The following is a 21,376-nucleotide window of genomic DNA, read 5'->3' on the forward strand; positions in this document are numbered from 1 at the left end:
GAGACATTGGCACCTCTGGAGCGGAATAGCTTCGGAGGTGCGCGGAATGCCACAATCATGGATTGAATATCATAATTATGCGCCCTTTTTGGATGAGGCTGCATACGGCAATGGGACATCACCATGAACGCGATCATCGACATGCCGGTCCTCTTTCAGGATCAGGACATCGCCTTCACCTTCGAGGCCCCGGCGTTGAAGGATGCCGGACTTCTTGTTCACGGGTTTACGGCGCAAGAAAAGCTGTTCGAACTTTCCGAGGTGGTGATCGAACTCGTTTCCGACGATCCCAAAATCGATATCAACGCCCTGCTCGACACACCGGCGACGCTGACCATCCATCACAAATATGCCGGCATCCGGCATTTCTCCGGCATCATCGCCGACATGGCCCGCCGCGACGAGGGGCTTCACCGCACCTTCTACACGGTCGTCCTCATGCCTGCGCTCGGCCGGCTCGCCCATGGCTCCGACAGCCGCATCTTCCAGCAGAAGAGCGTGCCCGAGATCATCGCCGAGGTGCTGAAGGAAAGCCGCGTCGAGGATATGCGCTTCGTGCTCGAAGGCACCCATGTGGCGCGGGAATATTGCGTCCAGTACAACGAGACCCATCTCGATTTCGTCCGGCGCATCGCCGCCGAGGAAGGCATCTGGTTCTTCTTCACATCCGGCGAGAACGGCCAGAACCAGGTGACTTTCATCGATACACCGATGATCGTGCCGAAGCTGAAGGAGATGCCGGAACTCGAATACAATGCCAATCCCGGCGGCGTGGCGAAGGGCGTCTTCTGCCGCAGCTTCACCTTCCGCGAGCGCCTGCGGGCGACGAGCTTCACCCAGCGCGAGCGTCTCTTCACGAATCCGGGGTACAGCCAAGAGCATCGCGCCGACCGCCAGGCCGATAACGGCACCAAAGGCGATTACGATCTCTACAACTATCCGGGCGGCTACAAATACGACAATGCCGGCAAGCCGTTTACCAAAACACAGATCGAGGCGGTGCGCGTCGAGGCCACCACCGGCGAAGGCCGCACCAATGCGCCGGCGCTGACGCCGGGCCGCAAGGTCCGGCTCACCGAGCATCCGAATGAGGACTGCAACGTCTTCTGGCATCTTCTCACCGTCACCCATGTGGGCGAACAGCCGCAGGCGCTGAAGGAAGAAGCCGGAGCGGGCGCCACCACCTATGCCAATCGCTTCCTGGCGATGCCGGCGGACCTCAATTACGCCCCGCCGAAACAGCCGAAGCCGAAAGCCGACGGTCCGGAGATCGCAACCGTCAGCGGCCCGGAGGGTGAGGAAATCTACTGCGATGACTGGGGCCGCGTGAAACTTTCCTATCCGTGGGACAGACGCTCGAAAGACAATGAGCACTCCTCGGTCTGGACGCGGGTGACGTCGAGTTCGGCGGGCGGCACTTTCGGCGAGGTGATCCTGCCACGGGTCAAACAGGAAGTGCTCGTCAGTTACATGGGCGGCGACCCCGACCAGCCGATCATCACCGGACGCTCCTACAACGCCCTCAACCTGCCGCCCTACAAGCTCCCCGAACACAAGACCAGAACCGTCTGGCGATCCCAGACCCACAAGGGCAAGGGCTACAACGAACTCCGCTTCGAGGACGAGAACGACCGGCAGGAGGTCTATGTCTACGCCCAGAAAGACCGCAACGAAAAGACCAACAACCACCACTCCGAACGCATCAACAACAACTGGGTCCAGTCCGTCGGCCACAACAAGGGCATCGAGGTCGGCAATAACCTGACCGAGATCATCGACGGCAATATGGAGCTACGCGTCGGGCCGGGCAATACCGGCACTCTTACACCGTCTTCAGCCTCCCGGGAAACACAAGGCATCGGCACAACAGCCGAGGCGCTCGGTCGGCCCGAAACGAGCGAGAAGGGCAATGGAAATCTGTCGATTGCTGTCGAGCAAAACAAGAACCAATCGATCGGTGCGAACCATGACGAGGATGTCAGGGTCAACAAGAACACAACGGTCGGCAGGGACTACAACGTGACCGTGAAACGCACGATAGAAATCAATGCCGGCGACCGGATCATTCTCAACTGTGGTCAATCAAGGATCGTCATGACGGAGGACGGAACGGTTACGATCTCGGCCAAGAACATCATCACGACCGGCGACGAGAACATCAAAATGTTTTCGGATGTCGTGAAGGTGAACTGATGAAGCGCGGTCTGAAAATCGCCGCAGGCGTGCTGGCGGCGCTCGTCATCGTCTATGTGGCCGCGCAGGAGATAGACGATCGCCGGATCGCCTACGAGGATGCGCAATGGGAAAAACAGCAGGAGGCAGACGTGGCAGAAAGTAACAGGATCGCCTTCGAGGCCTATTTCAATCACTGGCAGGAAAAGAACCTGAAGCGCTCGCAGGCCTCCTTTGCCGATGCGCCTCCTCTGGTGAAGGCGGTGGTGCATGACATTGTCATGGGGCAACCCGTGACGGATGCCCGCCTTGCGGTGCTCGGCAAGCAGGAAATCAACCGGGGTTACCCGGAAACGCCGGAGGAATACGGCTACAAGCACGGCTTTACCGACACTCTGCTGCGCGAGGCGGTGCTGTCGCGCAATTACCAGGCGGCAGAAGCGCTGGTGCGCCATGGCGCCGATGTCAACTATAATGGCGGCGAAATGGCCTTTACCGCCGTTGGCATGAAGACGAACTTCACCAATGTCATCAGCTATATCCCCTATCCCGATTTCCAGTTCGGCAACCAGTTTCTGACGCTCTATCTGGAAAATAGCGGCGATCCCAATGCGTATAAGTACGATGGGATGAACAATCTGGTAAGTGCTGCGAATGGAGAGAACAATCTTCAGGGTGTGCTGATTCTGTTGGCAAACAAGGCCGATCCCTGGTTTGAGGTGCCGGATGGTAAAGGTTACTTCTATTCGAGTTTCTTTGTGTCGAATGCCAATGCTGGACCGTGGTCTTGTGAAATGGCGTTTCGGGTGGCGCTTCAGGGCTATTATGACAATGCCCCACCGGCAAAGCTCGATCAGCTGCTGAAGCGGTACCAGACAATTGCCGCGCAATATATCGGCGTCACAGGTCCTTCCAATCTCTTTTCTGTATGGCAATTGCAGCGCGTCCTGGAACTTATCCTCAAAGGCAATCATGTCGAGCCGACCGGCGCGATTGCCGAGCTGATGGCGATGAAAGTGCCGGACGATATTGGCGGCTTTATCCTCGCTCCGGGTCAGCTCTGGTCGCCGCCCGATTCCCTGCCGCTGAACAAGATGCCCGATGGCCCGGAAGGAACAGAGCGCTGGGATGGGCAATAATACCACGGATGTTCACCGGAATGCCGATATCGAGGTCTGTCTGCGTTACGCCTCGATGCTGATCCTAGATATCTACGGCAAGACAAAGGCTGATCTGCCAAAGCCGATGCAGCCATTTCTGGATCTGAATGAAAAATACTGGACAAAAACAGATGGTGATTCGGAAGCATCTGGGCTGGAATGGGGATTTTACGAACCAAAAAAGAAAGGCGAGACCGGCGATTGCCCGCCGGTTCTGGTGTTTCGCGGCAGCGATTCCGAACCAAGCGACTTTGCCGAACTGGCCCTGAATATAAAGGGATCGTGGAGCTATGAGATCAAAAAATCCATCTTTGGAACCGAAACGAAAAGCGGAACATTCGACCGCACCTTCTCGCACAACGACACTTATGCAGCGCTGAAGCAGGTGGAGATGAACCAGCAGGGGCTGATGACCGAGCCCCTGTTTACCGATGTGGCCATCGAGAAGACAATTCCGGTGGTAGCATACCACCTGATCACCGCCAAGGTGACGGTGAAGCTGCAGTTTACAGCAACGCTTTACATGGGTGAAAATGGCGACTGGCCGACAAACTTTGCCCAAGGGCTCGGTTTTTATCCCAAGCAATACAGCGACGGAGTCAAGGCAGCAGAGAAGATTGCTGGTATCGCTGCAAATAACTGGAATAACCGGTTGATCATCACCGGTCACTCGCTCGGCGGCGGGTTGACCTCGGCGGCGGCGATTGCGGCGCAGGTGTCAGAGCCAGACCTTCAAATCTATTGCAAGACCTATAACGCCGCAGGCATCACTGCATACACCGCCAAACAGGCAGGCGGCAGCCTGAACACCGCTGCGCTTATTCCGGTGCGGGCCTATTATGTGTTCGGCGAAATTCTCAACTCGCTGCAAGCGCCGACGCCGCTGGTGCCGATCGTCTCGAATTTTCTGCGCTGGAGCGGCCACAAAATGCCGCAGGCCGTCTCGAACCCGCATGGCTATCAGGGGATCAGCCCCGGCGAGATGAGCTTTTCACACAAGACCTATGCCCCGATGTGGGAGGCCCTGCCGACGCTTTATCCGCTGGAGAGGCAGACGCTCAGCCAGCACCAATACACCGTTCTCAACGACATCGAGGGCCTGGCATTGTCCAGCCGGACCCTGTCCCAATTCGCTGAGAAGCTGATCGACTATTTCGTTGGCAAGCTTGCCGAAGGCAAAACCCTGACCAAGGGCGAAACAGACGCCATCCAAGAGGCGATTTCAGCAAGAACGCCGGAATTCGCAAATATGGGCGATGCCGAAAAGGAAAAAGTCAAGGATGACATTCTGCAGGGAAACACGCCGCCAAAAGCCAACCTGACCGGTGACGACTATATTCAGAACATTGTCGAACCGCTCGTCGATGCATTGCTCGCCGATCTCTATTATTTCGCACAGGTTCTTGTGGCCTCAGGCGAGTATCATCTCGTGCCGACAGTTGGATTCACCTTCTTTTTTCCTCCAAAGAAGCAAAAGTGACACGCCATGATCCCCCAAATTTCTCTCCCTTTCCGTGCCTGTTCTTCCGCCACTGGTATCTGGACGGAAGTGAGATGGGGGTGCTGGTGGTGCGGGCGGCGTTCGAAATCCGCGCGGGGAGACGGGCCGTACTGCCGGAAGCGCAGCCGGAGATGGTGCTTTCGGATGTGTTTTGCGGCGAGGCGAATGTCTCGTCGCTGAAAGCCGAAAGCGAGATCGCGCCGTTCAAGCCGAAAACCGATCTGACATTTTCTGCCGTCGCCCGTACGCCGGAGGAAAAGCAGTTGGAAAGCTGGCCGGTGCGGGTGGATATCGCCCGGCCGGGGGAGGACGGCGAAACGCCGGAGATCATTGGCAGCCATGGCTTCCATGTGTTCGGCGAACGATTGATGGAGCCGGAGACGGCGAAGGGCGGCAAGCGCTGGCGGCTTCTTCCTCGCCCCGGACCAGCTCTGGTCACCGCCGGATGCCCTACCGCTTACCAAACAGCAGGAAGGCACGGAGAAATGGGATGGGTAAAGATACCTGCATCATCTCTGGCGATTCCATCACCAAGCTCTGCGCACGCGTCAGTTCCATGCTGATCACGCGGGTTTATGAGAAGACACACGCGGACGCTTTCGCCGGGAGCTACCCATGAAATGGAACCATGTCTTTGCCGGTATCTTTGTATTGGCGCTGCTAGCCGGCTTCGGCTGGTTCCTGCGTGCACCACCGCAAGAACCTGAACCGCAACAACCGCCCATGACCGTGGAGGAAAGCATGAAACAGGCCGAGGCCGAACAGGCACAAAAGGACCAGGAAGCGTTTGTGGAACAATGGCGGGAGAAGAATCTCAAACGGGCGCAGACATCCTTTGCCGAGGCACCGATGGATATCAAGGCGCTCTTGACCGCCATCGTCATGGGGCGAACGCCGTCCGATGCCGACCTGGCGAAGTTCAGCAGGGAAGAGATCAACGAGACCTACCCGCTGACCGAAGGGGAGTGGGGCATCGACAAGGGTTATACCGACAATCTGCTGCGCGAAGCGCTGCTGTCGCGCAATTTCCCGGCGGCGCAAGCTCTGGTGAGGCATGGGGCAGATGTGCGGTATAATGAGGATGAGTTTGCGTTCAAGGCGATGAAGACGAAGACGGCCTTTGGTATGGAGGACGACGGGCGGATCGTGCCGTTTCCAGATTACGCGTTCGGTAACCAGTTTTTGACGCTTTATCTCGAAAACGGCGGGGATCCGAATGCATTTCAATATCATGGGACATTCTGCCTTCTGGTCTATGCCGACGCCATTAAAAACCTGCAGGCCACTCTGATCCTTTTGGAACATAATGCCGACCCGTGGTTTCAGGCGAGAATGGCAGCGTCGGCTGGCGGATTCTTAACTCCTGCCTTCTTTGACCAGATTGCCAATGCGTCACAATGGTCGCTTGAGATAGCATTTCGGGTCGCCAAAGCGGGTTACTACGATAATTCTCCACCCGACAAACTCGGTGGACTGATCGAGCAATACCAAAGCATCGCCAAACAATATGTTGGCTCAACCGGGCCAAGTGATCTGGAGTCAACGTGGGGCTTGCAAAAGGTTCTGAACCTGATCCTCAAAGGCAACAACCGCGCTCCGTCCGGTGCGATTGCCGAACTACTGGAAATGAAGGTGCCTGACGATATCGGTGGCTTCTTCCTCGCGCCCGGTCAACTCTGGTCGCCGCCGGACGCCCTTCCGCTGACCGAACAGCAGGAAGGCACGGAGAAGTGGGATGGGTAAGGACAGTTGCATCATCTCCGGCGATTCCATCACCAAGCTCTGTGAGAGAGCCAGTTCGATGTTGATCACGCGGGTTTATGAGAAGACGCGCGCGGACGCTTTCGCCGGGAGCTACCCATGAAATGGAACCATGTCTTTGCCGGTATCTTTGTATTGGCGCTGCTAGCCAGCTTCGGCTGGTTCCTGCGTGCACCACCGCAAGAACCTGAACCGCAACAACCGCCCATGACCGTGGAGGAAAGCATGAAACAGGCCGAGGCCGAACAGGCACAAAAGGACCAGGAAGCGTTTGTGCAACAATGGCGGGAGAGGAATCTCAGGCGGGCACAGACCTCGTTTACCGATGCGCCGATGGACATCAAGGCGCTCTTGACCGCCATCGTCATGGGGCGAACGCCGTCCGATGCCGACCTGGCAAAGTTCAGCAAGGAAGAAATCAACAAGACGTATCCGCTGACCGAAGGCGAATGGGGGATCGACAAGGGCTATACCGACAATCTGCTGCGCGAGGCGCTGCTGTTGCGCAATTTCGAGGCGGCACAAGCGCTGGTGAAGCATGGCGCGGATGTGCGGTATAATGAGGATGAGTTTGCGTTCAAGGCGATGAAGACGAAGACGGCCTTTGGTATGGAAGATAACGCTGGGATCGTGCCGTTTCCAGATTACGCGTTCGGTAACCAGTTTTTGACGCTTTATCTCGAAAACGGCGGCGACCCGAATGCTTATGAGTATGATATAAACAACTGTCTTTTAAACTATGCCGATGGGAATCACAATCTTCAGGCGGTTCTGATCCTGCTGGCGCATCATGCTGACCCTTGGTTTCAGGTGCCGGATGAAGGCTCAGAATACCGTTACGACAGCTTCTTCGTCACGATTGCCAATGCCTATGACGTAGACCTTGAAATCGCCTTTCGCGTGGCAAGAAAGGGCTACTACGACAATGCACCTCCTGATAAGCTCGACGGATTGATAGCGCAATATCAAGGTATCGCCAAACAATATGTTGGCTCCTCCGGTCCAAGCGATCTGGAGTCAACATGGGGCCTGCAAGAGGTTCTGAACCTGATCCTCAAAGGCAACAACCGCGCGCCGACAAGGTTCATCGCCGAACTACTGGCGATGGATGTTCCGGACGATATTGGCGGGTTCTATCTTGCCCCTGGCCAGCTCTGGTCCCCGCCCGGCACGCCACAGATGACTGGCGACGATCATGGCACGGAGAAGTGGGATGGGTAAGGATACCTGTGTCATCTCCGGCGACTCCATCACCAAGCTCTGTGAGAGAGCCAGTTCGATGCTGATCACGCGGGTCTATGAGAAGACACGCGCGGAACTGCCCGACCCCATGAAACTCTGGTATGACGCCAATATGGAACACTGGGATTCCGACCCGAATTTCGACATAAAAAAGAATGACGGGTTTCAATGTGCCCTTTACACTCCGAAGAATGCTGGCGGAACGAAAGCGCCGCAATGCTGCCCGCCGGTTCTGGCGTTTCGTGGCAGCGACAGCGAACCGGAGGATTTTGCCGAGCTAGCGCTGAACATCAAGGGTCGTTTCACCCTGACCGGGAGCAACACGCCCGCGCAGCCGGGGAATCTCATTCCGCCCGCGAGCCAGACATTCGATACCTCGCTCTCGCCGTCACCTGGCTATAACGGAAAGCCGGAACGGGAGCTTTCCGGACTTTCCTACAGTTCGCCGCTGTTTTCCAATGTGACCGTCAGCCGGTCCCTGTCCTTCACCTGGACGCCGCCGCTGATGCGGGTTCCGATCGACACCAAACTGACCCTGACCATCGTCTTTACCGCCACACTTTATTGCGGCGATAAGGGCGACTGGCCAACCAATTTTTCGCAGGGGCTGGGTTACGTTCCGCAGCAATACAAGGATGCGATCCATTTTGGTAAGAAGGCCGCTGAAGAAGCTGCGGCGAACTGGAATAACCGGCTTTCCATTGTCGGTCATTCTCTGGGCGGCGGACTGGCGAGTGCCGCAGCACTGGCGGCGCAGAAAGCCAATCCCGATCTGAAAATCTCTTGCTGGACCTATAACGCAGCGGGTCTGCACAAAAAGACCGCGAAAGCAGCTGGTGCCAAACTCACCGATGCCTGCTCCATTCCGGTGCGCGCCCGTTATGTGCAGTCGGAAATCCTGTCCTCGCTGCAATCGCGCTCGCCGCTTGTGCCGTTCATGTCCAGCCTGTTGCGCTGGAGCGGCCATCAAATGCCGGAAGCGGTCGCCATGCCGTTCGGTTACGAGGGTGTCAGTCCCGGACCCTTCAACCTTGGCGGACAGTCGCTCGACTATGCGCCGATGTGGGGCGCTTTGCCTAAACTCTATCCGCTCGAGGATCAGCAACTCATACCCGGCGCGCAATTCCGCTATGTCAAACCGGTTCTGGATCTGGCCGAGCACAGCCCCGACATCGAGACGTTCTTAAAGGGCGTGCTCGATCTTCTGGCAAAATCCGTCAAAGGCGCGAGCCTTGAGGATATGGAGGGGATCGGCGGTCTGCTGCTCGATTATCTGTTGCCGACCACCCGCAAGGCGCTGATGAAGGACGCCATGAACAAGCCGGACCCGGACATCGATATGGCCGGCCATCGGCGTCATGTCCCCTATGATCGCGATGCGTCGAGGCCAGCATGGCTTCTCGACTGGCTGGAACTGGGCCGGCTTCTGGTCGCCTCGGGTTGCTATCACACGTGGCCACCCTGCGCCTTCACCTTCCTGCTTGATCCGCCGAAACAATAGGGAGCTGTCGTCATGATCCCGAAAATCTCGCTTCCGTTCCCGTGCCTGTTCTTCCGCCACTGGTATCTGGATGGCAGTGAGATGGGGGTGCTGGTGGTGCGGGCGGTGTTTGAAATCCACGAAGGCCGACGCGCGGCGCTGCCGAAGGCGCAGCCGGAGATGGCGCTTTCGGATGTGTTTTACGGCGCGGCGAATGTCTCGTCGCTGAAAGCCGAAAGCGAGATCGCGCCGTTCAAGCCGAAAACCGATCTAACATTTTCTGCCGTCGCCCGTACGCCGGAGGAAAAGCAGTTGGAAAGCTGGCCGGTGCGGGTGGATATCGCCCGGCCGGGGGAGGACGGCGAAACGCCGGAGATCATCGGCAGCCATGGCTTTCATGTGTTCGGCGAACGATTGATGGAGCCGGAGACGGCAAAAGGCGGCAAGCGCTGGCAGCTTTCTGACGCAATGCCGGTTACGCAAGTGCCGCTCGTCTACGAACGGGCCTATGGCGGCACGGTGAGGATCGATGAGGAGAGCGAAGACGCGCATGTGTTCAATCCGGTCGGGCGCGGCTTGGTCAGCGATTATCTTCTGGAGGCGGGCGAGGCACTGCCCGCGCCGCAGATCGGCCTTGCGGGCGAATTCGCCGCCTGGGCTCCGGGCGAGGAGATGACCGTCTGCGGGATCGGCCCGCTGACGAAATCCTGGCAGCCGCGGCTGGCGCTTGCCGGCACCTTTGACGATGCCTGGCAGCGCGAACGCCATCCGCGCATGCCGGAAGATTATGATTACGGTTTCTGGAATGCCGCGCCGCAAGCCTTGCAGTTCAAGCCGTTCTTCACCGGCATGGAACAGATCACCGTCCACGGCATGCGTCACGACCCGGAGCCCTATCGGTTTTTCCTGCCGGAAGGCGGGCTGAAGGCCGTTGTGCGCTATGCCAATGCCGACGACCAGACCCTCGTTCTGCGGCTCGATACCGTCCATTGCGATATCGCCGATCCGGACCCGGAAAAACATCAAATGACGCTGGTCTGGCGGATGGCGATTGAAAACCCCGATGATGTGACGGCGATCGAGGTTCTGCCGCACGCCCTCAGAAAGGAGCCATCATGAGCCGCAGTGCAGCCCGCAACACATCGAAATTCAACAACATCGTCTGCCTTTCGCCCTGCGTGTGCCTGACGCCGCGCGGGCCGAAAATGGTGCCGGTGCCCTATATGATCGTCTCGAAACTGGAATGGAGCACGAAGACGATTTCCAAGACCGGCTTCGGCGGCGATCAGGCTTTCACCATGGCCAGCCGCACCGAAAAAGTGACCGGAAATGAGCCGGGCACCGGCGGCGGGGTGTCGTCCGGCGTCAATCTCGGCTGGTGCCGGCCGCAATCCAACAAGTCGAGCTTTCTGGTCGAGGGCCATCAGGTTCTGCAGGACAATTGCGTCTACGAGATGAACTGCGCCGGCCCCGACGGGCCGTCGAACACGCTCGGCAAGCTGAATTATGACGATGCTTGAGCGGGCCGGATATTCGACTGCTCGCCGATCATTGCAGCACCGGCTGCCTTTCCAGCACCTCCGCGCGTGCCAGCATGCGGTTGACCGAGCGCAGGTTCAGGGGCTGGCGCCGTGCGTGGTGCCGCTCGATAACCTCGGCGATTACATCGACGGATAATTCCGAAAGCCCGCGCTTTCTGCCCTCTCTTAGAGCAAAGCTGATCATGTCATGTGGCCTTACGATGGAAAGGTTCACGATGTTCAGCCGGGTTTGCAGCGGTTCTGGAATGCCAGCAAGACTGTTCGATGTCAGGATCCAGCCGATCCACGACATGTCGAATCTGAGCTGATAAAAGGGGCACTCCCACCGCGCTGCCGTTGCCGGTTCCAGCAATGAAAGCAATGCGTCCGGCAGGCTGCATCGCGCCCCGTTTGTCGAGACCGCAATCCCCGCCTTCTCGATCTCATCGATCACGATGATCGGGTTGGCAACCTTGTGCTGGATCACCGTCTGGATCGGCTTGCCCGGATGCGCCGACCCCCAACCGCGCTGGGAGCCCGCGACAGCGAAAGAAGCCTGTTCGCCAGCCGCATCGATTGTCCGGAGCGGAACCTGAAGCACTTCGCTCACCTTGCGGGCCCAGACCGACTTGCCGATCCCAGGCGGCCCGTTCAAAAGCAGAGGCGGAAGGCGGAAGCCAGCCATGCCCGAGCGAACGGACTGTCGAATCGCCTGCCAGAACAGCTCTGTCGCCTGTGCCATCCATGGCATTTCCGCATGAAGTGCTGCAGCAATCTCATCAGCGCGCGCCTCGCTCTCGATTTCGGCCACTTGCACGCCGGTATTCAGCATTTCGATCGCCTTGCGGTCCTCGGCCCGCAGATGCATGATGCCGGACACCTTTTCCCGCCCCTTGATGATCCGTACTGCCCATCGCCTGATCCGTGCCCGGTCGCGACTTGTCACCAAGTCTTTTGAGCGATGCCAGTCGTCCTCTTCGGAGATTTCTTCGACAGAATGCTTGTCCTCGCGCAGCTTGCGCAGGTGGTTTTCAAATCGGTATTCAAGATCGGTTTCGCTGTCGCCGACCGGGAACAGCTTTGCCTCGACAAAGGGGATACGCGTCATACTACAATGTCCGGATACAGAAAAAGAAGGGAGAAAACCGCCTGATCAGGCGATCTTCGGATGGGTGTAATGGGCTGTTGCGACCCGGCCCCAATCGAGGCCTTCAAACAGAGCCTCGAACTGCGCCTTGGTCAGCGCGACCGTGCCGCCCTGCGTTTTCGGCCAGACGAAACCGCGGCCCTCGATACGCTTGTAGATCAGCACGAGGCCCGTTCCGTCCCACATCAACACCTTGGTCTTGTCACTCCCCTTGGAGCGGAAAACAAAGAAAGCGCCGCAAAACGGATCGAGATCGAAACTGCGCATGACATGAGCAGCCAGCCCATCCATGCCCTTGCGGAAGCCGACGGGATCGGTGGCGAGGTAGATATTGAAGGTGCTCGACGGAAAGATCATGAGAACTGCCCCGCGACGCGGATCAGCTTCGCCAGCTCGGCATCAGCAATGTTCAGCGGGAATTCCAGGCAAACGCCGCCGACAAGAAGTTGGCCAATGGCTCCGCTGTTGTGGCTGAGTTCAGCCAGGCGGGAAGTTTCTTCAGCCAGTTTGACCTCGGCAAAAGGCTTGGGCTTTTCACGCCCGTCATGGGTAGCACGCGCTTCCGCCAGCTTGACCCATTTGCGCACAAGGAAATCTCGCGTGCCGAGTTCATCTGCGATCAATTTGACCGGGCAACCTTCGTCCCGAACCCGGCGCACGGCTTCACGCTTTATCGACTTCGGCCAGATCTTTCTGCCATCGGTAGAGAGCCCGACCTTGAAGCCCCAAATGTCCACTGACGCTATTCTTCCCTCCTGATTTCAAAGGCAGGGAGAAATTACCATCTGGCGATTTGGCTTCGATAGTCCAATTCTCAGGGGGGTCAATTGCAACGCTTACGAAACACCGCTGATTCCGGTCGAAGAAATCTGCCGGGATTACTTCTCCCATCTGGCCCTTCAAAGTGCCTGCCAAAAGTCGCCCTCGGCGATATCGACATTCCGTTGCCCCCTGTCGAGGCATCACAGAAAGCCACGAAAGGTCTCTATATCAACGACCTCGCCGATTACGTCGACAGCCTTTGGGCCCTCGCCATGCGCGATTTCAACAGGCTGAGCCGAAAATTGCCGCACCGTGAAAGTGACGATAGCAACAATTTGACATCCGCCACACGTCATTTAGTGAACCTGTTGGATCCTGGGCACCTCGATTCTCTCTTTTCTCCTCATCTCTTGCGTCGAACTAAAACGTTTCGGGAGCGGCTTTCTTGCCTGACAATTTTCTTCACCAACGCGACAATATCGGGCTGGAGACTGAGTGGGATGCACTGCAGAGCAGTCTTTCTGGCTCACTCCGCAAACAACTGGCAATAATTGTGCGAGCCGAAGCGCCTTATTTGGTAAAGCGCTTTTACTCGATATTGCAGGACGATCAGGATTTGTCTGCGATGCTGCCGGACGCGGTCGTCAGAAACCGGCTGGTCCACACGCTGAAACAGTGGCTTCTTGATCTGTTTCCGGAAAATCGGTCTCCAGACTTTCTCGACATGATCGAAAAGCAGCTCCGCGTCGGGGCAGTCCATGCCCGCATAAATCTGCCTGTTCAGCATGTTAACAGGGCTTGGCGCATGCTGGCTGAAGATCTTCAGATACGCATCCTGAATGCGGCGCCGCCGCCGGAAAACCTGCGAGTTATGCTGCGGGTCTCCGCATCCACACTCAACATAGCGTTCGAAGTCATGACAGCCGGCTACGCGCGGGAAACGACCCGTTCGGCGCGCAGCGAAGAGGCGTACCGCCTGTTCTCTCTGGGACAGAACCTGACACAGGAACGGGAAGCGCAGCGCGCCGCAATCGCTGAATGGACCCAGACGATTCTATTCTCCATAGCCGCCGATTACGGCACCGACAACCGCACGCCTCTCTCGGATTCCGAGTTCGGACTGTGGGTGACACATCGCGGCGGAATCATCTTTGACGGGATGGCCGAACTCGAACAGGTAAAAAATGCAATCTCCGAAATCGACAGCCGCATTCTGCCCTCTCTCAAGCCCGGCCAGGGTATTGCTGGCGGACTGGCCCTTTTGCAGGCCAAGGTCAACGAGATCAAGTCACTGCTCGGCGAGTGCTTCAATAGCGCCACCCGGATCGAAGGCGGTCACGACCCGCAGACGCGCATGCTGAACAGGCGCTTCATGGATACCGTGCTTTCACGCGAAATCGGATACTCCAGAAAGATGCGCAGGAAGCTGACCGTCATGATGATCGACCTTGACCACTTCAAGCAGGTCAACGATCGCTTCGGTCACGCTGGCGGCGATACCGTTCTTCAGAAGTGCGCAAAGCTCGTGCTCGACATGATCCGCATCGGCGACTTCGCCTTCCGCTATGGCGGAGAAGAATTCCTGATCGCGCTCGTCGAAACCGGCAAGGAAGAAGCCATGACTTTGGCAGAACGCATCCGCATCGAGATCGCCCGAACCAGCATCGAAGTTTCTGATGGCGAAAACATCAACATCACAGCCTCAATCGGCGTCGCCGAATTCAAAGGCCATCCAGACTATATGCAACTCGTGAAATCCGCCGACGCGGCATTGTATCAGGCAAAGCAGAACGGCCGGAACTGCCTCGTGGCAGCAGTTTGAGCCCAGCTCCCCACAAAAGGGAATCTGCGGGAATGAAGAAGATCAGGAAAGCAGAACAGACGAGATAAGTGGCTTTCGGCTTCTCAATTCGTCATTATGCCATTCACAGGAGCCACGATGACAATAAGGCCCCGCCGCAATCTTGAGCTCCGCCTTCGCAGCGAAAGTCGCCTTGGCAGTGATCTGGGGCGGAACGTCCAAGGTGCGTTAGCGTCACCGGGTCTGTCGCGGTCTGCCGTTCAAACTCCCGCCGGGACGTTACGTTCTCCGAGCCACTTCAGGCCGGCGATATTGCCCGTACGATCAAAGCCCACTCCCCAGCCATAAGCCGGTTGAATAACGAAGCTGACCGCGACTATGTTGCTTACGGCTGATTTCGTTCCAGGGCACCCGATCCTTCACATTCTTGGCAGACGTGTTGACCCAAAACACTTTGATATCGCCGAAACACTTTCAAAACAGGCTCTTATCAGCACAAGGCGTTTCGTCTCGAATACAGGGCCCTGAGGGTTTGTCCAGAAATCTTTGGAATCGGTCTCTCTCTATAAGAGTATATAGCTAATATATATATGTAAGATTGTATCCATTCACCGCTCAGGCATCATGTTCCATGCCAACCGAGCGGCGCGTTCCCCTGAGGGTTCACGAAGACGCTCCGGTATTTTGTATTCGCGGACAGGTCTGGAAAACCGGCAAGATCGCTGACCCTGTTTGCGAACCTCAAAGGAGGGAAACGGGAAATGACGGACTACAAATCAAGACCTTTGCACAACGCGGACCAAAAGCCGTCGCGGCAAGTGCTGGCCAAATCCTCGGTATCGTTTTTGGCACTTTCTCTTCTGGCGAGCGTTTTCAACGTGGCCGACGCGCGCGCTGACGAAGAGTGCGGGCCGGTTTCGCCGGACCAACCGAGAGCGACATGTCGGGACGCATTTTATCCCGGCATTACATATGGGGACGGCGGCACCATTTTTCTCGAAAACACAAGCATGCATGTCGAAGGAGACATTACGGTCGGCGGCAGCCGTGCCACGCTACCTGCGCAACTGAATGCTCAGTCGTTCTCGACAATCCAGGGAAACATCAAGGCCACCGCACATTCCGGCCATTCAGATGTTCTTCTCTATAGCGGAAAGGTGGAGGGATCAGTATCTGCATCTTCCGAGGGTCCATTTTCACTCGGCGAAAAAAGCGCCGTTGTCGCAATTGTCGGCGCATCGGTTGACGCTCGTGATAGCGGCGAGAAGGCAATCTCTCTATCTTCAGACGACGTCCCACTCGATGTGATCGTCAGCCAGTACCGAAACGGTCAAAAACTGAAACCTGTCGTCATCGTGTCTCTCGATGCGGCCATTCAGGCGATTTCTCAAACAGGAAGCGTTCAGTTCCAAATGAACGGCGGGGAAATCCTATCCGACGCGACATCAGAAGCTACCGTTTACCTCGCGGCCAATGAAAGAGGTTCAGCCGCAAATTCGAAAATGATATTCACAATGACGGGCGGCACAATTGTCGGAGCGCACGAGGCCGTTCAACTCATAGGCGGTTTTGGCGCAGACGCTTCAAAGAACTCTCAAGTGATGGTTAACATTAACGAGACGACTGATACCGTATATATTGACGGGGCGTTTGATATGATCGGCGAAAACATCGATATTATCGTAGACGGAGGAAACATCGCTTCGATTGAAGCGGACGTAAGACAGTCGCTGTCGGCGGTTTTTTCCGGAGGCACTTTTTCGGAAGCTCCGGTAGACGGCGCGCGCCTTGCGTTCACGCTGGACGAGAACAACTGTTTCGAACACGATAATCTTATCGGGAGCGTCCCTGGATGTCGGCGGGACAGGTGCGCCAGGTGTATTTATCAACAGCGGCGTGATCGATGAGGGAGCAAGCAATATTCACGCCACGGTCCTTATGAGCGCCGGTGCTATTACGCTCCCAGGCCAGCTTGCTTCCGCTCTCCTTCTTGGAGAACGCGGCACGGCCCGAAAACTGGACTTCACCATGACCGGTGGGGACATCAGCGGTGATGGTTTGGGTGCCTCGGGCCTCGTTTTCGATTCAAGATACAGGGACAAATACAACATCGATCTAAGCGGCGGAAAGATCGGTCTCAAAGACGGCCCTGCTGTATTGATCAAGAACTCTGAAGACGCATCAGAGGTTCAGGCCACACTCACCATTGGCGAAGACGTTGTGGTGAGTTCTCCAAGAGGCAATAACGTCTTTCAAAGCAATCTGGACTGGTCCGATTCCTCGATTACCATTACCAGCGCCGGTAGCGTAGTCGGAAATGCGACCCTGGGGGTGGATCGTCATCAATTTCGCTTACAGGCGGCAGTTTCAAAGGGTCCATTTCTGGGGATTACGACGAATTACATGGAGTTCTCGTCCGATATCTCCAACCCGGGGCCGGACCAGTTCAGTTGGAGTGGCGGTACGTTTGCCGGAGACTTCTATGGGCAGGGCGGAGAAGACAGCGCCACGCTCAAAGGCGTATCCCCAGACAAGCTTGGCAAACAGCTATCGATTTTCGATGGCGGCCCTGACTATGATGTTTTTGTGGCCACGGATTCATCAGCGGTCATCATCACCAGCCCTTCATACGCTGAAAGCAGCACCAATCCGATTATCTATGCAAGTAACTGGGAAGAAATCACCATTAACGGACAATCAAGCGCCACGCTCGTCGGAACCGGTCTCGCTATTGAGGGATACCAGCCTGAAGATAGCGGCAATTTGTTTAATCCGGCTTACGGCGACCTGGTGATTTCTGAAAACAGCAAGGCAATCGTGAAGGCTTCACAGGGTGACTTCACTCTGTCCGGCAACCTGCATATTACGGATTCAGAGAGCAGTTTTGAAACAGGAGATGCCCGCACAACTATCCAGGGTCACATTGTCAACAACGGCTTGATAGACTTGCGCGGCAACGGCACGGAAAGCAGCCTGTCAATCGAGACAGGTTCAGAAATGGCGGCGTATACCGGTATTGGAGGCACGATTAAACTGGACGTAAACATGGCTGACGGTACGCACGACACGATCAGATTCAATGGCAAAGTCGCTGGGAATACCAGGCTGGTCATCAACGCTGAAGGCGAACCTCGTTCAACAACCGATGGCCTTCTGCTCATTGAGGCACCTGCGGGTTCGCCGTCGAATGCCTTCACCGGCTCACTGACCTTCGGCGAACGAAAATACGAGATCATATATCGCGACAGAAGCAGTGAAGGTGCAGCAAACGGCTATTATCTTATGTCTGTATCGTGACCTAGAGACTGGAAACGACAGCTTCCGGCTCAAAGCCTGCTCCGCCGCCGAGAGGAGAAAAGCCTACCGCTTGATCAAAACCCGATCAGCAAACAATACTCAAAGGTGGCTCACTTCTCGGCGGAAAACCGGCTCAGTTCTGGGGAGAAATCCACATGGCCGCTTTTAGGAACAAGAACAGAACGTGAATTGGAAACATAAGTCAGAACACTTTGGGTAGGCGTCTCGGTTACAATTTGACTTGCGCATCCGCAAAAATGCCCCTCCCCCGCCTCCCGTGAAGCCGAAGGTCAAGCCAAAATCACGCTCCTACACCCACCGTTTAGCTGTCTTGCTTTGTTGACCCAGAAGCCAGGTCCGCCTCTTGCTGAAGAGAAGCTATACAGGACTGCACGACACGGGAGGGGGTAAGGTCGCTGGGCCTTATCAGCAATGTCCGAAACCAGACCTTGGGATTGAATGGTCGCAAAATCAAACCTTTACCTAGGAAAAGCTCAGCCGATACTGGATTTACAACGCCACAACCAAGGCCGGCCTGAACCATCGCGCATATCGTGTTGGCGAAGGGCGTCTCAAGCACAATGCGTGGCCGTATTCCGCGTTCAGACAGCATCTCATCGAGGTGTTGCCGCGTTGTATCCTCGGGAGAAAGCGCGATGAAGGGCAGGTCGTGGAGATCTTCTTGCTCGATCTCACTTCGTTTCGTCAGCGGATGACCTTCCGGTATCGCAAGAGCACCGGGAAAGGCTGCGAAAAGCCGGGATTCAACGCCCGTTACATCGATTTCATCAGCAGCAAGACCGAGGTCAAAGCGTCCTGACTGCACAAGGTCTTTTACCGTCGAAGACATCCGGGCCTGAAGTGTGATCGAAACATCCGGATAGATCATTCTGAACCGCGCCAATGCGCGTGGTACAATGTTGGTCGAAAGAGCGGAAAGAGTTGCAATTCGGATCTGCCCAGATCCGAAGTCACGAATGCGAGAAGCCGCGCTACGCAGTCTTGAGAGCGCAGCAAACGAATCCTCGACCTCTCGCAGATAGAGCTGCGCTTCAGCGGTCGGCAGCAAACGCTTGCGTGTCCGATGAAACAAAGCAAACCCAAGTTCTCTTTCAAGATCCTGCAGGGCTTTCGAAACGCCGGGCTGTGAAATGTGAAGAATCTCGGCGGCGCGCTGCGTCGTGCCGTTCAGCATGACTGCCCGAAATATCTCGACCTGCCTTAAATTCAAAGGGGTTTTCACTGTTATATAACCTAAAGATATAAACTTCCGGAAAATATGTATTTGTCAGAATAAGCATCGATTGTCTATCAAGTCTTCATCGTGCGATCGCCGTTTCGGACGCTGCCATTGGGCTTTTCAAAAAGAAGGAGCCGTTCGGAGAAGTTCGACAAGGCTTCGGTGGAATGGAGACATACGCTATGAAAGACACGACGAAATGCGTTGTGACACCCGAGCCTGAAATGCAGGGATTTCGTTCGCTTGCGCCTGCCACCTATCGGGCCTCGACGATCGTGTTTTCAGATGCCAACGCGTATGCGACCCGGGCCGAGCGCGGTATCGATGGCTACGCCTACGGGCTCTACGGAACTCCCACTACACGTATGCTTGCCGACAAGCTCGCCGATCTTGCAGGCGCGCGACGCGCCCTTCTTGCCCCCTCCGGTCAGGGAGCCAACGCAATTGCGGCGATGGCGGTCATCAGGGCCGGTGACCATGTGCTGATCAGCGACAGCGCCTATCCGGCCATGCGTTCACTAGCCGATGTCGACATGACCCGATCAGGCGTCGCCGTCGAATACTATGACCCGATGTCGCTGGAAGACCTCAAGGCTCGCATGAAGCACAATACCCGCCTGGTATGGTGCGAGATCGCCCGGATCCAGCACCATGGAGGTGCAGGACCTCCCCGCCATCGCCGAAATCGCCCATGCCGCCGGCGCACTGGTCGGCTGCGACAATACCTGGGCGACTGCGCTTCTCCTGAAAGCGCATGCCCTGGGGGTGGATATCGTAACCGAAGCTTTGACCAAATATGCCGGCGGTCACTCTGACCTGCTGATGGGCGCGATGACCTTCTCGGACGAAGGCGTCGCCAATGAAGTGCGTGCCTACATGGGACGCATGGGCATCGGCGTCTCCCCCGATGATGCAACACTCGCTTTGCGTGGTATGGAGACGATGGCACTGCGGATCGATCACGTTTCTAAGGGAGCGAAACGGTTGACTGAATGCCTGACGAAAAGTGCGGTCGTTGAAGCCGTTCTTTGGCCACCGCTTCCGGAAAGCCCCGGTCATGCCTTATGGAAACGCGACTTTCTCGGAGCGTCGGGCGTCTTCAGCGTACTTCTGGCCAAGGGTTTTTCAGCCAACCTCGATTCAGCGCTGAACGCGCTCGAGACGTTCGTCATCGGCGCCTCATGGGGCGGAACACGCAGCCTCGTCGCTCCGATGTCAATCAAAGCACTGCGCAAAGCCGTTCCCTGGGATCGGGAAGACCTTATCATCCGCTTCAGCGTCGGACTTGAAGACATCGAAGAGCTCGAAGCAGATATCCAGGCATTTCTGTCTGCACTTTGCGGGCAGCAAGAGAATAAGACTGCGACGAAAACAAACGCGGCTTAACGGACTTACGTCCGCAACCAACCAGAGAGGTTCGAACCAATGTTCAACACAAAGAAAATCATGGCGGCGGTTGTCGCTGCCCTCATGCTTCAGGCGCCCGCCACCATTGCCGCTGATACGCTTCAGGATCGCATTGACGACGGCACCGTTACGATCGGCATTCACAATCGCGCGCCATGGGGCTTCCGCACCGAAAGCGGTGACGTTGCCGGCTTTCATCCCGACCTCGTGAGAGAGGCATTGGAACCACTGGGCATCACCGACATCGATTTCGTGGTCACCGAATTCGGGGCTTTGATCCCCGGCCTGCAAGCCCATCGCTTCGACATGATCGCGTCGGGCATTGCAATTACGTCAGAGCGCTGCAAACAGGTCATTTTTTCCGAACCCGATCTCTCTGTCGTTGACGCCGTTATCGTCAAGAAAGGCAACCCGAAGAACATTCACTCGTTCGCAGATATAGCCGAAGGCGATTTCACGCTTGCCGGTGGTCGCGGTACGCTCAATACATCCCACGCGCTTTCCGGCGGCGTGCCAGAAGACCAGATGATGCTGTTTCCCAGCGGCAGCGAAACAATTTCGGCCGTTCTTGCCGGCCGGGCCGATGGCAGCGTGATGTCTGCGCCCACGGCGATGATGATGCTCAAGGATCCGAAGCTTGCAGACCTCGAACGCGCTGCCCCGTTCACTGGCGTCATGCGCGCCGATGGAACGCCCGACGCAATGGCGACCGCAATTGCATTCCGGCCCGGCGACGAGGAACTTCGCGACGCCTACAACGCCCGTCTCGCCGAAATGAAGACCGACGGGACGGTAGCCGAAATCATGACGCGCTACGGTTTCTCGGAGGATGACACTGCACCGGAACGGACCACGGCTTCAATGTGCGCCGGTGAATGAGGGTTAG

General features: G+C 56.7%; 20 protein-coding genes and 1 pseudogene. 16 read left to right on the forward strand and 5 right to left on the reverse strand.

Annotated elements, in window-relative coordinates; all coding sequences use genetic code 11:
- Nucleotides 1–123: 123 nt before the first annotated feature.
- The 10 genes from AC0L7L_RS08500 (at nucleotide 124) to AC0L7L_RS08545 (ending at nucleotide 10,836) form a co-directional block, all read left to right on the forward strand.
- On the forward strand, nucleotides 124–2,193 hold the full coding sequence (locus AC0L7L_RS08500; protein ID WP_272211416.1) for a type VI secretion system Vgr family protein: 2,070 nt from the start codon (nucleotides 124–126) through the stop codon (nucleotides 2,191–2,193).
- Nucleotides 2,193–3,311, forward strand: a complete 1,119-nt coding sequence (locus tag AC0L7L_RS08505) for a hypothetical protein (protein WP_272211417.1) — start codon at nucleotides 2,193–2,195, stop codon at nucleotides 3,309–3,311. The genes AC0L7L_RS08500 and AC0L7L_RS08505 overlap by 1 nt, the downstream gene beginning before the upstream one ends.
- On the forward strand, nucleotides 3,301–4,812 hold the full coding sequence (locus tag AC0L7L_RS08510) for a Tle-like phospholipase domain-containing protein (protein WP_473513366.1): 1,512 nt from the start codon (nucleotides 3,301–3,303) through the stop codon (nucleotides 4,810–4,812). The genes AC0L7L_RS08505 and AC0L7L_RS08510 overlap by 11 nt, the downstream gene beginning before the upstream one ends.
- 74 nt (nucleotides 4,813–4,886) lie before the next feature.
- Nucleotides 4,887–5,396 (forward strand): DUF2169 domain-containing protein, encoded by a 510-nt coding sequence (locus AC0L7L_RS08515; protein ID WP_473513368.1) that lies wholly within the window; start codon nucleotides 4,887–4,889, stop codon nucleotides 5,394–5,396.
- Between the two features lie 52 nt (nucleotides 5,397–5,448).
- Nucleotides 5,449–6,576 carry a hypothetical protein gene (locus AC0L7L_RS08520; RefSeq protein ID WP_272211423.1) on the forward strand — a complete coding sequence of 376 codons (1,128 nt, stop codon included), beginning with the start codon at nucleotides 5,449–5,451 and terminating at the stop codon, nucleotides 6,574–6,576.
- A complete protein-coding gene (locus AC0L7L_RS08525) occupies nucleotides 6,569–6,697 on the forward strand; it encodes a hypothetical protein (protein ID WP_272211424.1) in 129 nt (42 codons plus the stop codon). Before AC0L7L_RS08520 ends, AC0L7L_RS08525 begins: the two co-directional genes overlap by 8 nt.
- 32 nt (nucleotides 6,698–6,729) lie before the next feature.
- The gene (locus AC0L7L_RS08530; protein ID WP_473513371.1) at nucleotides 6,730–7,815 is read left to right on the forward strand and encodes a hypothetical protein; all 1,086 of its coding nucleotides are present in this window, start codon (nucleotides 6,730–6,732) and stop codon (nucleotides 7,813–7,815) included.
- Nucleotides 7,808–9,337 (forward strand): Tle-like phospholipase domain-containing protein, encoded by a 1,530-nt coding sequence (locus AC0L7L_RS08535; RefSeq protein WP_473513373.1) that lies wholly within the window; start codon nucleotides 7,808–7,810, stop codon nucleotides 9,335–9,337. The genes AC0L7L_RS08530 and AC0L7L_RS08535 overlap by 8 nt, the downstream gene beginning before the upstream one ends.
- Before the next feature lie 12 nt (nucleotides 9,338–9,349).
- On the forward strand, nucleotides 9,350–10,435 hold the full coding sequence (locus tag AC0L7L_RS08540) for a DUF2169 family type VI secretion system accessory protein (protein ID WP_473513375.1): 1,086 nt from the start codon (nucleotides 9,350–9,352) through the stop codon (nucleotides 10,433–10,435).
- Complete coding sequence (locus AC0L7L_RS08545) at nucleotides 10,432–10,836, forward strand: PAAR-like domain-containing protein (protein WP_272211430.1); 405 nt, start codon at nucleotides 10,432–10,434, stop codon at nucleotides 10,834–10,836. The genes AC0L7L_RS08540 and AC0L7L_RS08545 overlap by 4 nt, the downstream gene beginning before the upstream one ends.
- Before the next feature lie 28 nt (nucleotides 10,837–10,864).
- Here the strand turns inward: AC0L7L_RS08545 and AC0L7L_RS08550 are convergent, their stop codons facing one another.
- From AC0L7L_RS08550 to AC0L7L_RS08565, 4 genes are read right to left on the reverse strand one after another with little or no spacing between them, the layout of a single operon-like run.
- On the reverse strand, nucleotides 10,865–11,944 hold the full coding sequence (locus AC0L7L_RS08550) for an AAA family ATPase (protein WP_473513377.1): 1,080 nt from the start codon (nucleotides 11,942–11,944) through the stop codon (nucleotides 10,865–10,867).
- 45 nt (nucleotides 11,945–11,989) lie between these two features.
- Entirely contained in the window at nucleotides 11,990–12,340 is a 351-nt protein-coding gene (gene tnpB / locus AC0L7L_RS08555) for an IS66 family insertion sequence element accessory protein TnpB (RefSeq protein WP_272211433.1), read from the reverse strand.
- Nucleotides 12,337–12,720 (reverse strand): transposase, encoded by a 384-nt coding sequence (locus tag AC0L7L_RS08560; protein WP_272211434.1) that lies wholly within the window; start codon nucleotides 12,718–12,720, stop codon nucleotides 12,337–12,339. The genes tnpB and AC0L7L_RS08560 overlap by 4 nt, the downstream gene beginning before the upstream one ends.
- Nucleotides 12,647–12,874: a hypothetical protein gene (locus tag AC0L7L_RS08565; protein WP_473514042.1), complete on the reverse strand. Its 228-nt coding sequence runs from the start codon at nucleotides 12,872–12,874 to the stop codon at nucleotides 12,647–12,649. The genes AC0L7L_RS08560 and AC0L7L_RS08565 overlap by 74 nt, the downstream gene beginning before the upstream one ends.
- A gap of 316 nt (nucleotides 12,875–13,190) precedes the next feature.
- Between AC0L7L_RS08565 and AC0L7L_RS08570 the strand changes: the two genes are divergently transcribed.
- The 3 genes from AC0L7L_RS08570 to AC0L7L_RS08580 all read left to right on the forward strand — a co-directional run bounded on the left by AC0L7L_RS08570 (nucleotide 13,191) and on the right by AC0L7L_RS08580 (nucleotide 17,843).
- A complete protein-coding gene (locus AC0L7L_RS08570) occupies nucleotides 13,191–14,567 on the forward strand; it encodes a GGDEF domain-containing protein (RefSeq protein ID WP_473513380.1) in 1,377 nt (458 codons plus the stop codon).
- Between the two features lie 740 nt (nucleotides 14,568–15,307).
- Nucleotides 15,308–16,453 (forward strand): hypothetical protein, encoded by a 1,146-nt coding sequence (locus AC0L7L_RS08575; RefSeq protein WP_473513382.1) that lies wholly within the window; start codon nucleotides 15,308–15,310, stop codon nucleotides 16,451–16,453.
- Complete coding sequence (locus tag AC0L7L_RS08580; RefSeq protein ID WP_473513384.1) at nucleotides 16,443–17,843, forward strand: autotransporter outer membrane beta-barrel domain-containing protein; 1,401 nt, start codon at nucleotides 16,443–16,445, stop codon at nucleotides 17,841–17,843. The genes AC0L7L_RS08575 and AC0L7L_RS08580 overlap by 11 nt, the downstream gene beginning before the upstream one ends.
- 322 nt (nucleotides 17,844–18,165) lie before the next feature.
- Here AC0L7L_RS08580 and AC0L7L_RS08585 read toward each other — a convergent pair whose 3' ends face one another.
- The gene (locus AC0L7L_RS08585) at nucleotides 18,166–19,086 is read right to left on the reverse strand and encodes a LysR substrate-binding domain-containing protein (RefSeq protein WP_473513386.1); all 921 of its coding nucleotides are present in this window, start codon (nucleotides 19,084–19,086) and stop codon (nucleotides 18,166–18,168) included.
- A 221-nt stretch (nucleotides 19,087–19,307) separates the two neighbouring features.
- On the opposite strand from AC0L7L_RS08585, the pseudogene AC0L7L_RS08590 reads away from it, so the two are divergent.
- The 3 genes and pseudogenes from AC0L7L_RS08590 to ehuB form a co-directional block, all read left to right on the forward strand.
- A pseudogene (locus tag AC0L7L_RS08590) lies at nucleotides 19,308–19,655 on the forward strand (PLP-dependent transferase); the annotation flags it as partial.
- Nucleotides 19,656–19,734: 79 nt separating this feature from the next.
- Nucleotides 19,735–20,469, forward strand: a complete 735-nt coding sequence (locus AC0L7L_RS08595) for a trans-sulfuration enzyme family protein (RefSeq protein WP_473513388.1) — start codon at nucleotides 19,735–19,737, stop codon at nucleotides 20,467–20,469.
- 39 nt (nucleotides 20,470–20,508) lie between these two features.
- Nucleotides 20,509–21,369: an ectoine/hydroxyectoine ABC transporter substrate-binding protein EhuB gene (gene ehuB / locus AC0L7L_RS08600; RefSeq protein WP_473513390.1), complete on the forward strand. Its 861-nt coding sequence runs from the start codon at nucleotides 20,509–20,511 to the stop codon at nucleotides 21,367–21,369.
- Nucleotides 21,370–21,376: the final 7 nt, after the last annotated feature.

It is taken from the genome of Martelella sp. K41-7, assembly GCF_055808365.1.

Coding starts and splice junctions, on each gene's coding strand:
- AC0L7L_RS08500 (WP_272211416.1), top strand. CDS start 124: ATGAACGCGATCATCGACATGCCGGTCCTCTTTCAGGATCAGGACATC.
- AC0L7L_RS08595 (WP_473513388.1), top strand. CDS start 19,735: ATGGAGGTGCAGGACCTCCCCGCCATCGCCGAAATCGCCCATGCCGCC.
- AC0L7L_RS08515 (WP_473513368.1), top strand. CDS start 4,887: ATGGGGGTGCTGGTGGTGCGGGCGGCGTTCGAAATCCGCGCGGGGAGA.
- tnpB (WP_272211433.1), bottom strand. CDS start 12,340: ATGATCTTTCCGTCGAGCACCTTCAATATCTACCTCGCCACCGATCCC.
- AC0L7L_RS08550 (WP_473513377.1), bottom strand. CDS start 11,944: ATGACGCGTATCCCCTTTGTCGAGGCAAAGCTGTTCCCGGTCGGCGAC.
- AC0L7L_RS08575 (WP_473513382.1), top strand. CDS start 15,308: ATGACGGACTACAAATCAAGACCTTTGCACAACGCGGACCAAAAGCCG.
- AC0L7L_RS08535 (WP_473513373.1), top strand. CDS start 7,808: ATGGGTAAGGATACCTGTGTCATCTCCGGCGACTCCATCACCAAGCTC.
- AC0L7L_RS08540 (WP_473513375.1), top strand. CDS start 9,350: ATGATCCCGAAAATCTCGCTTCCGTTCCCGTGCCTGTTCTTCCGCCAC.
- AC0L7L_RS08505 (WP_272211417.1), top strand. CDS start 2,193: ATGAAGCGCGGTCTGAAAATCGCCGCAGGCGTGCTGGCGGCGCTCGTC.
- AC0L7L_RS08520 (WP_272211423.1), top strand. CDS start 5,449: ATGAAATGGAACCATGTCTTTGCCGGTATCTTTGTATTGGCGCTGCTA.
- AC0L7L_RS08545 (WP_272211430.1), top strand. CDS start 10,432: ATGAGCCGCAGTGCAGCCCGCAACACATCGAAATTCAACAACATCGTC.
- AC0L7L_RS08565 (WP_473514042.1), bottom strand. CDS start 12,874: ATGGGAGAAGTAATCCCGGCAGATTTCTTCGACCGGAATCAGCGGTGT.
- ehuB (WP_473513390.1), top strand. CDS start 20,509: ATGTTCAACACAAAGAAAATCATGGCGGCGGTTGTCGCTGCCCTCATG.
- AC0L7L_RS08510 (WP_473513366.1), top strand. CDS start 3,301: ATGGGCAATAATACCACGGATGTTCACCGGAATGCCGATATCGAGGTC.
- AC0L7L_RS08525 (WP_272211424.1), top strand. CDS start 6,569: ATGGGTAAGGACAGTTGCATCATCTCCGGCGATTCCATCACCAAGCTC.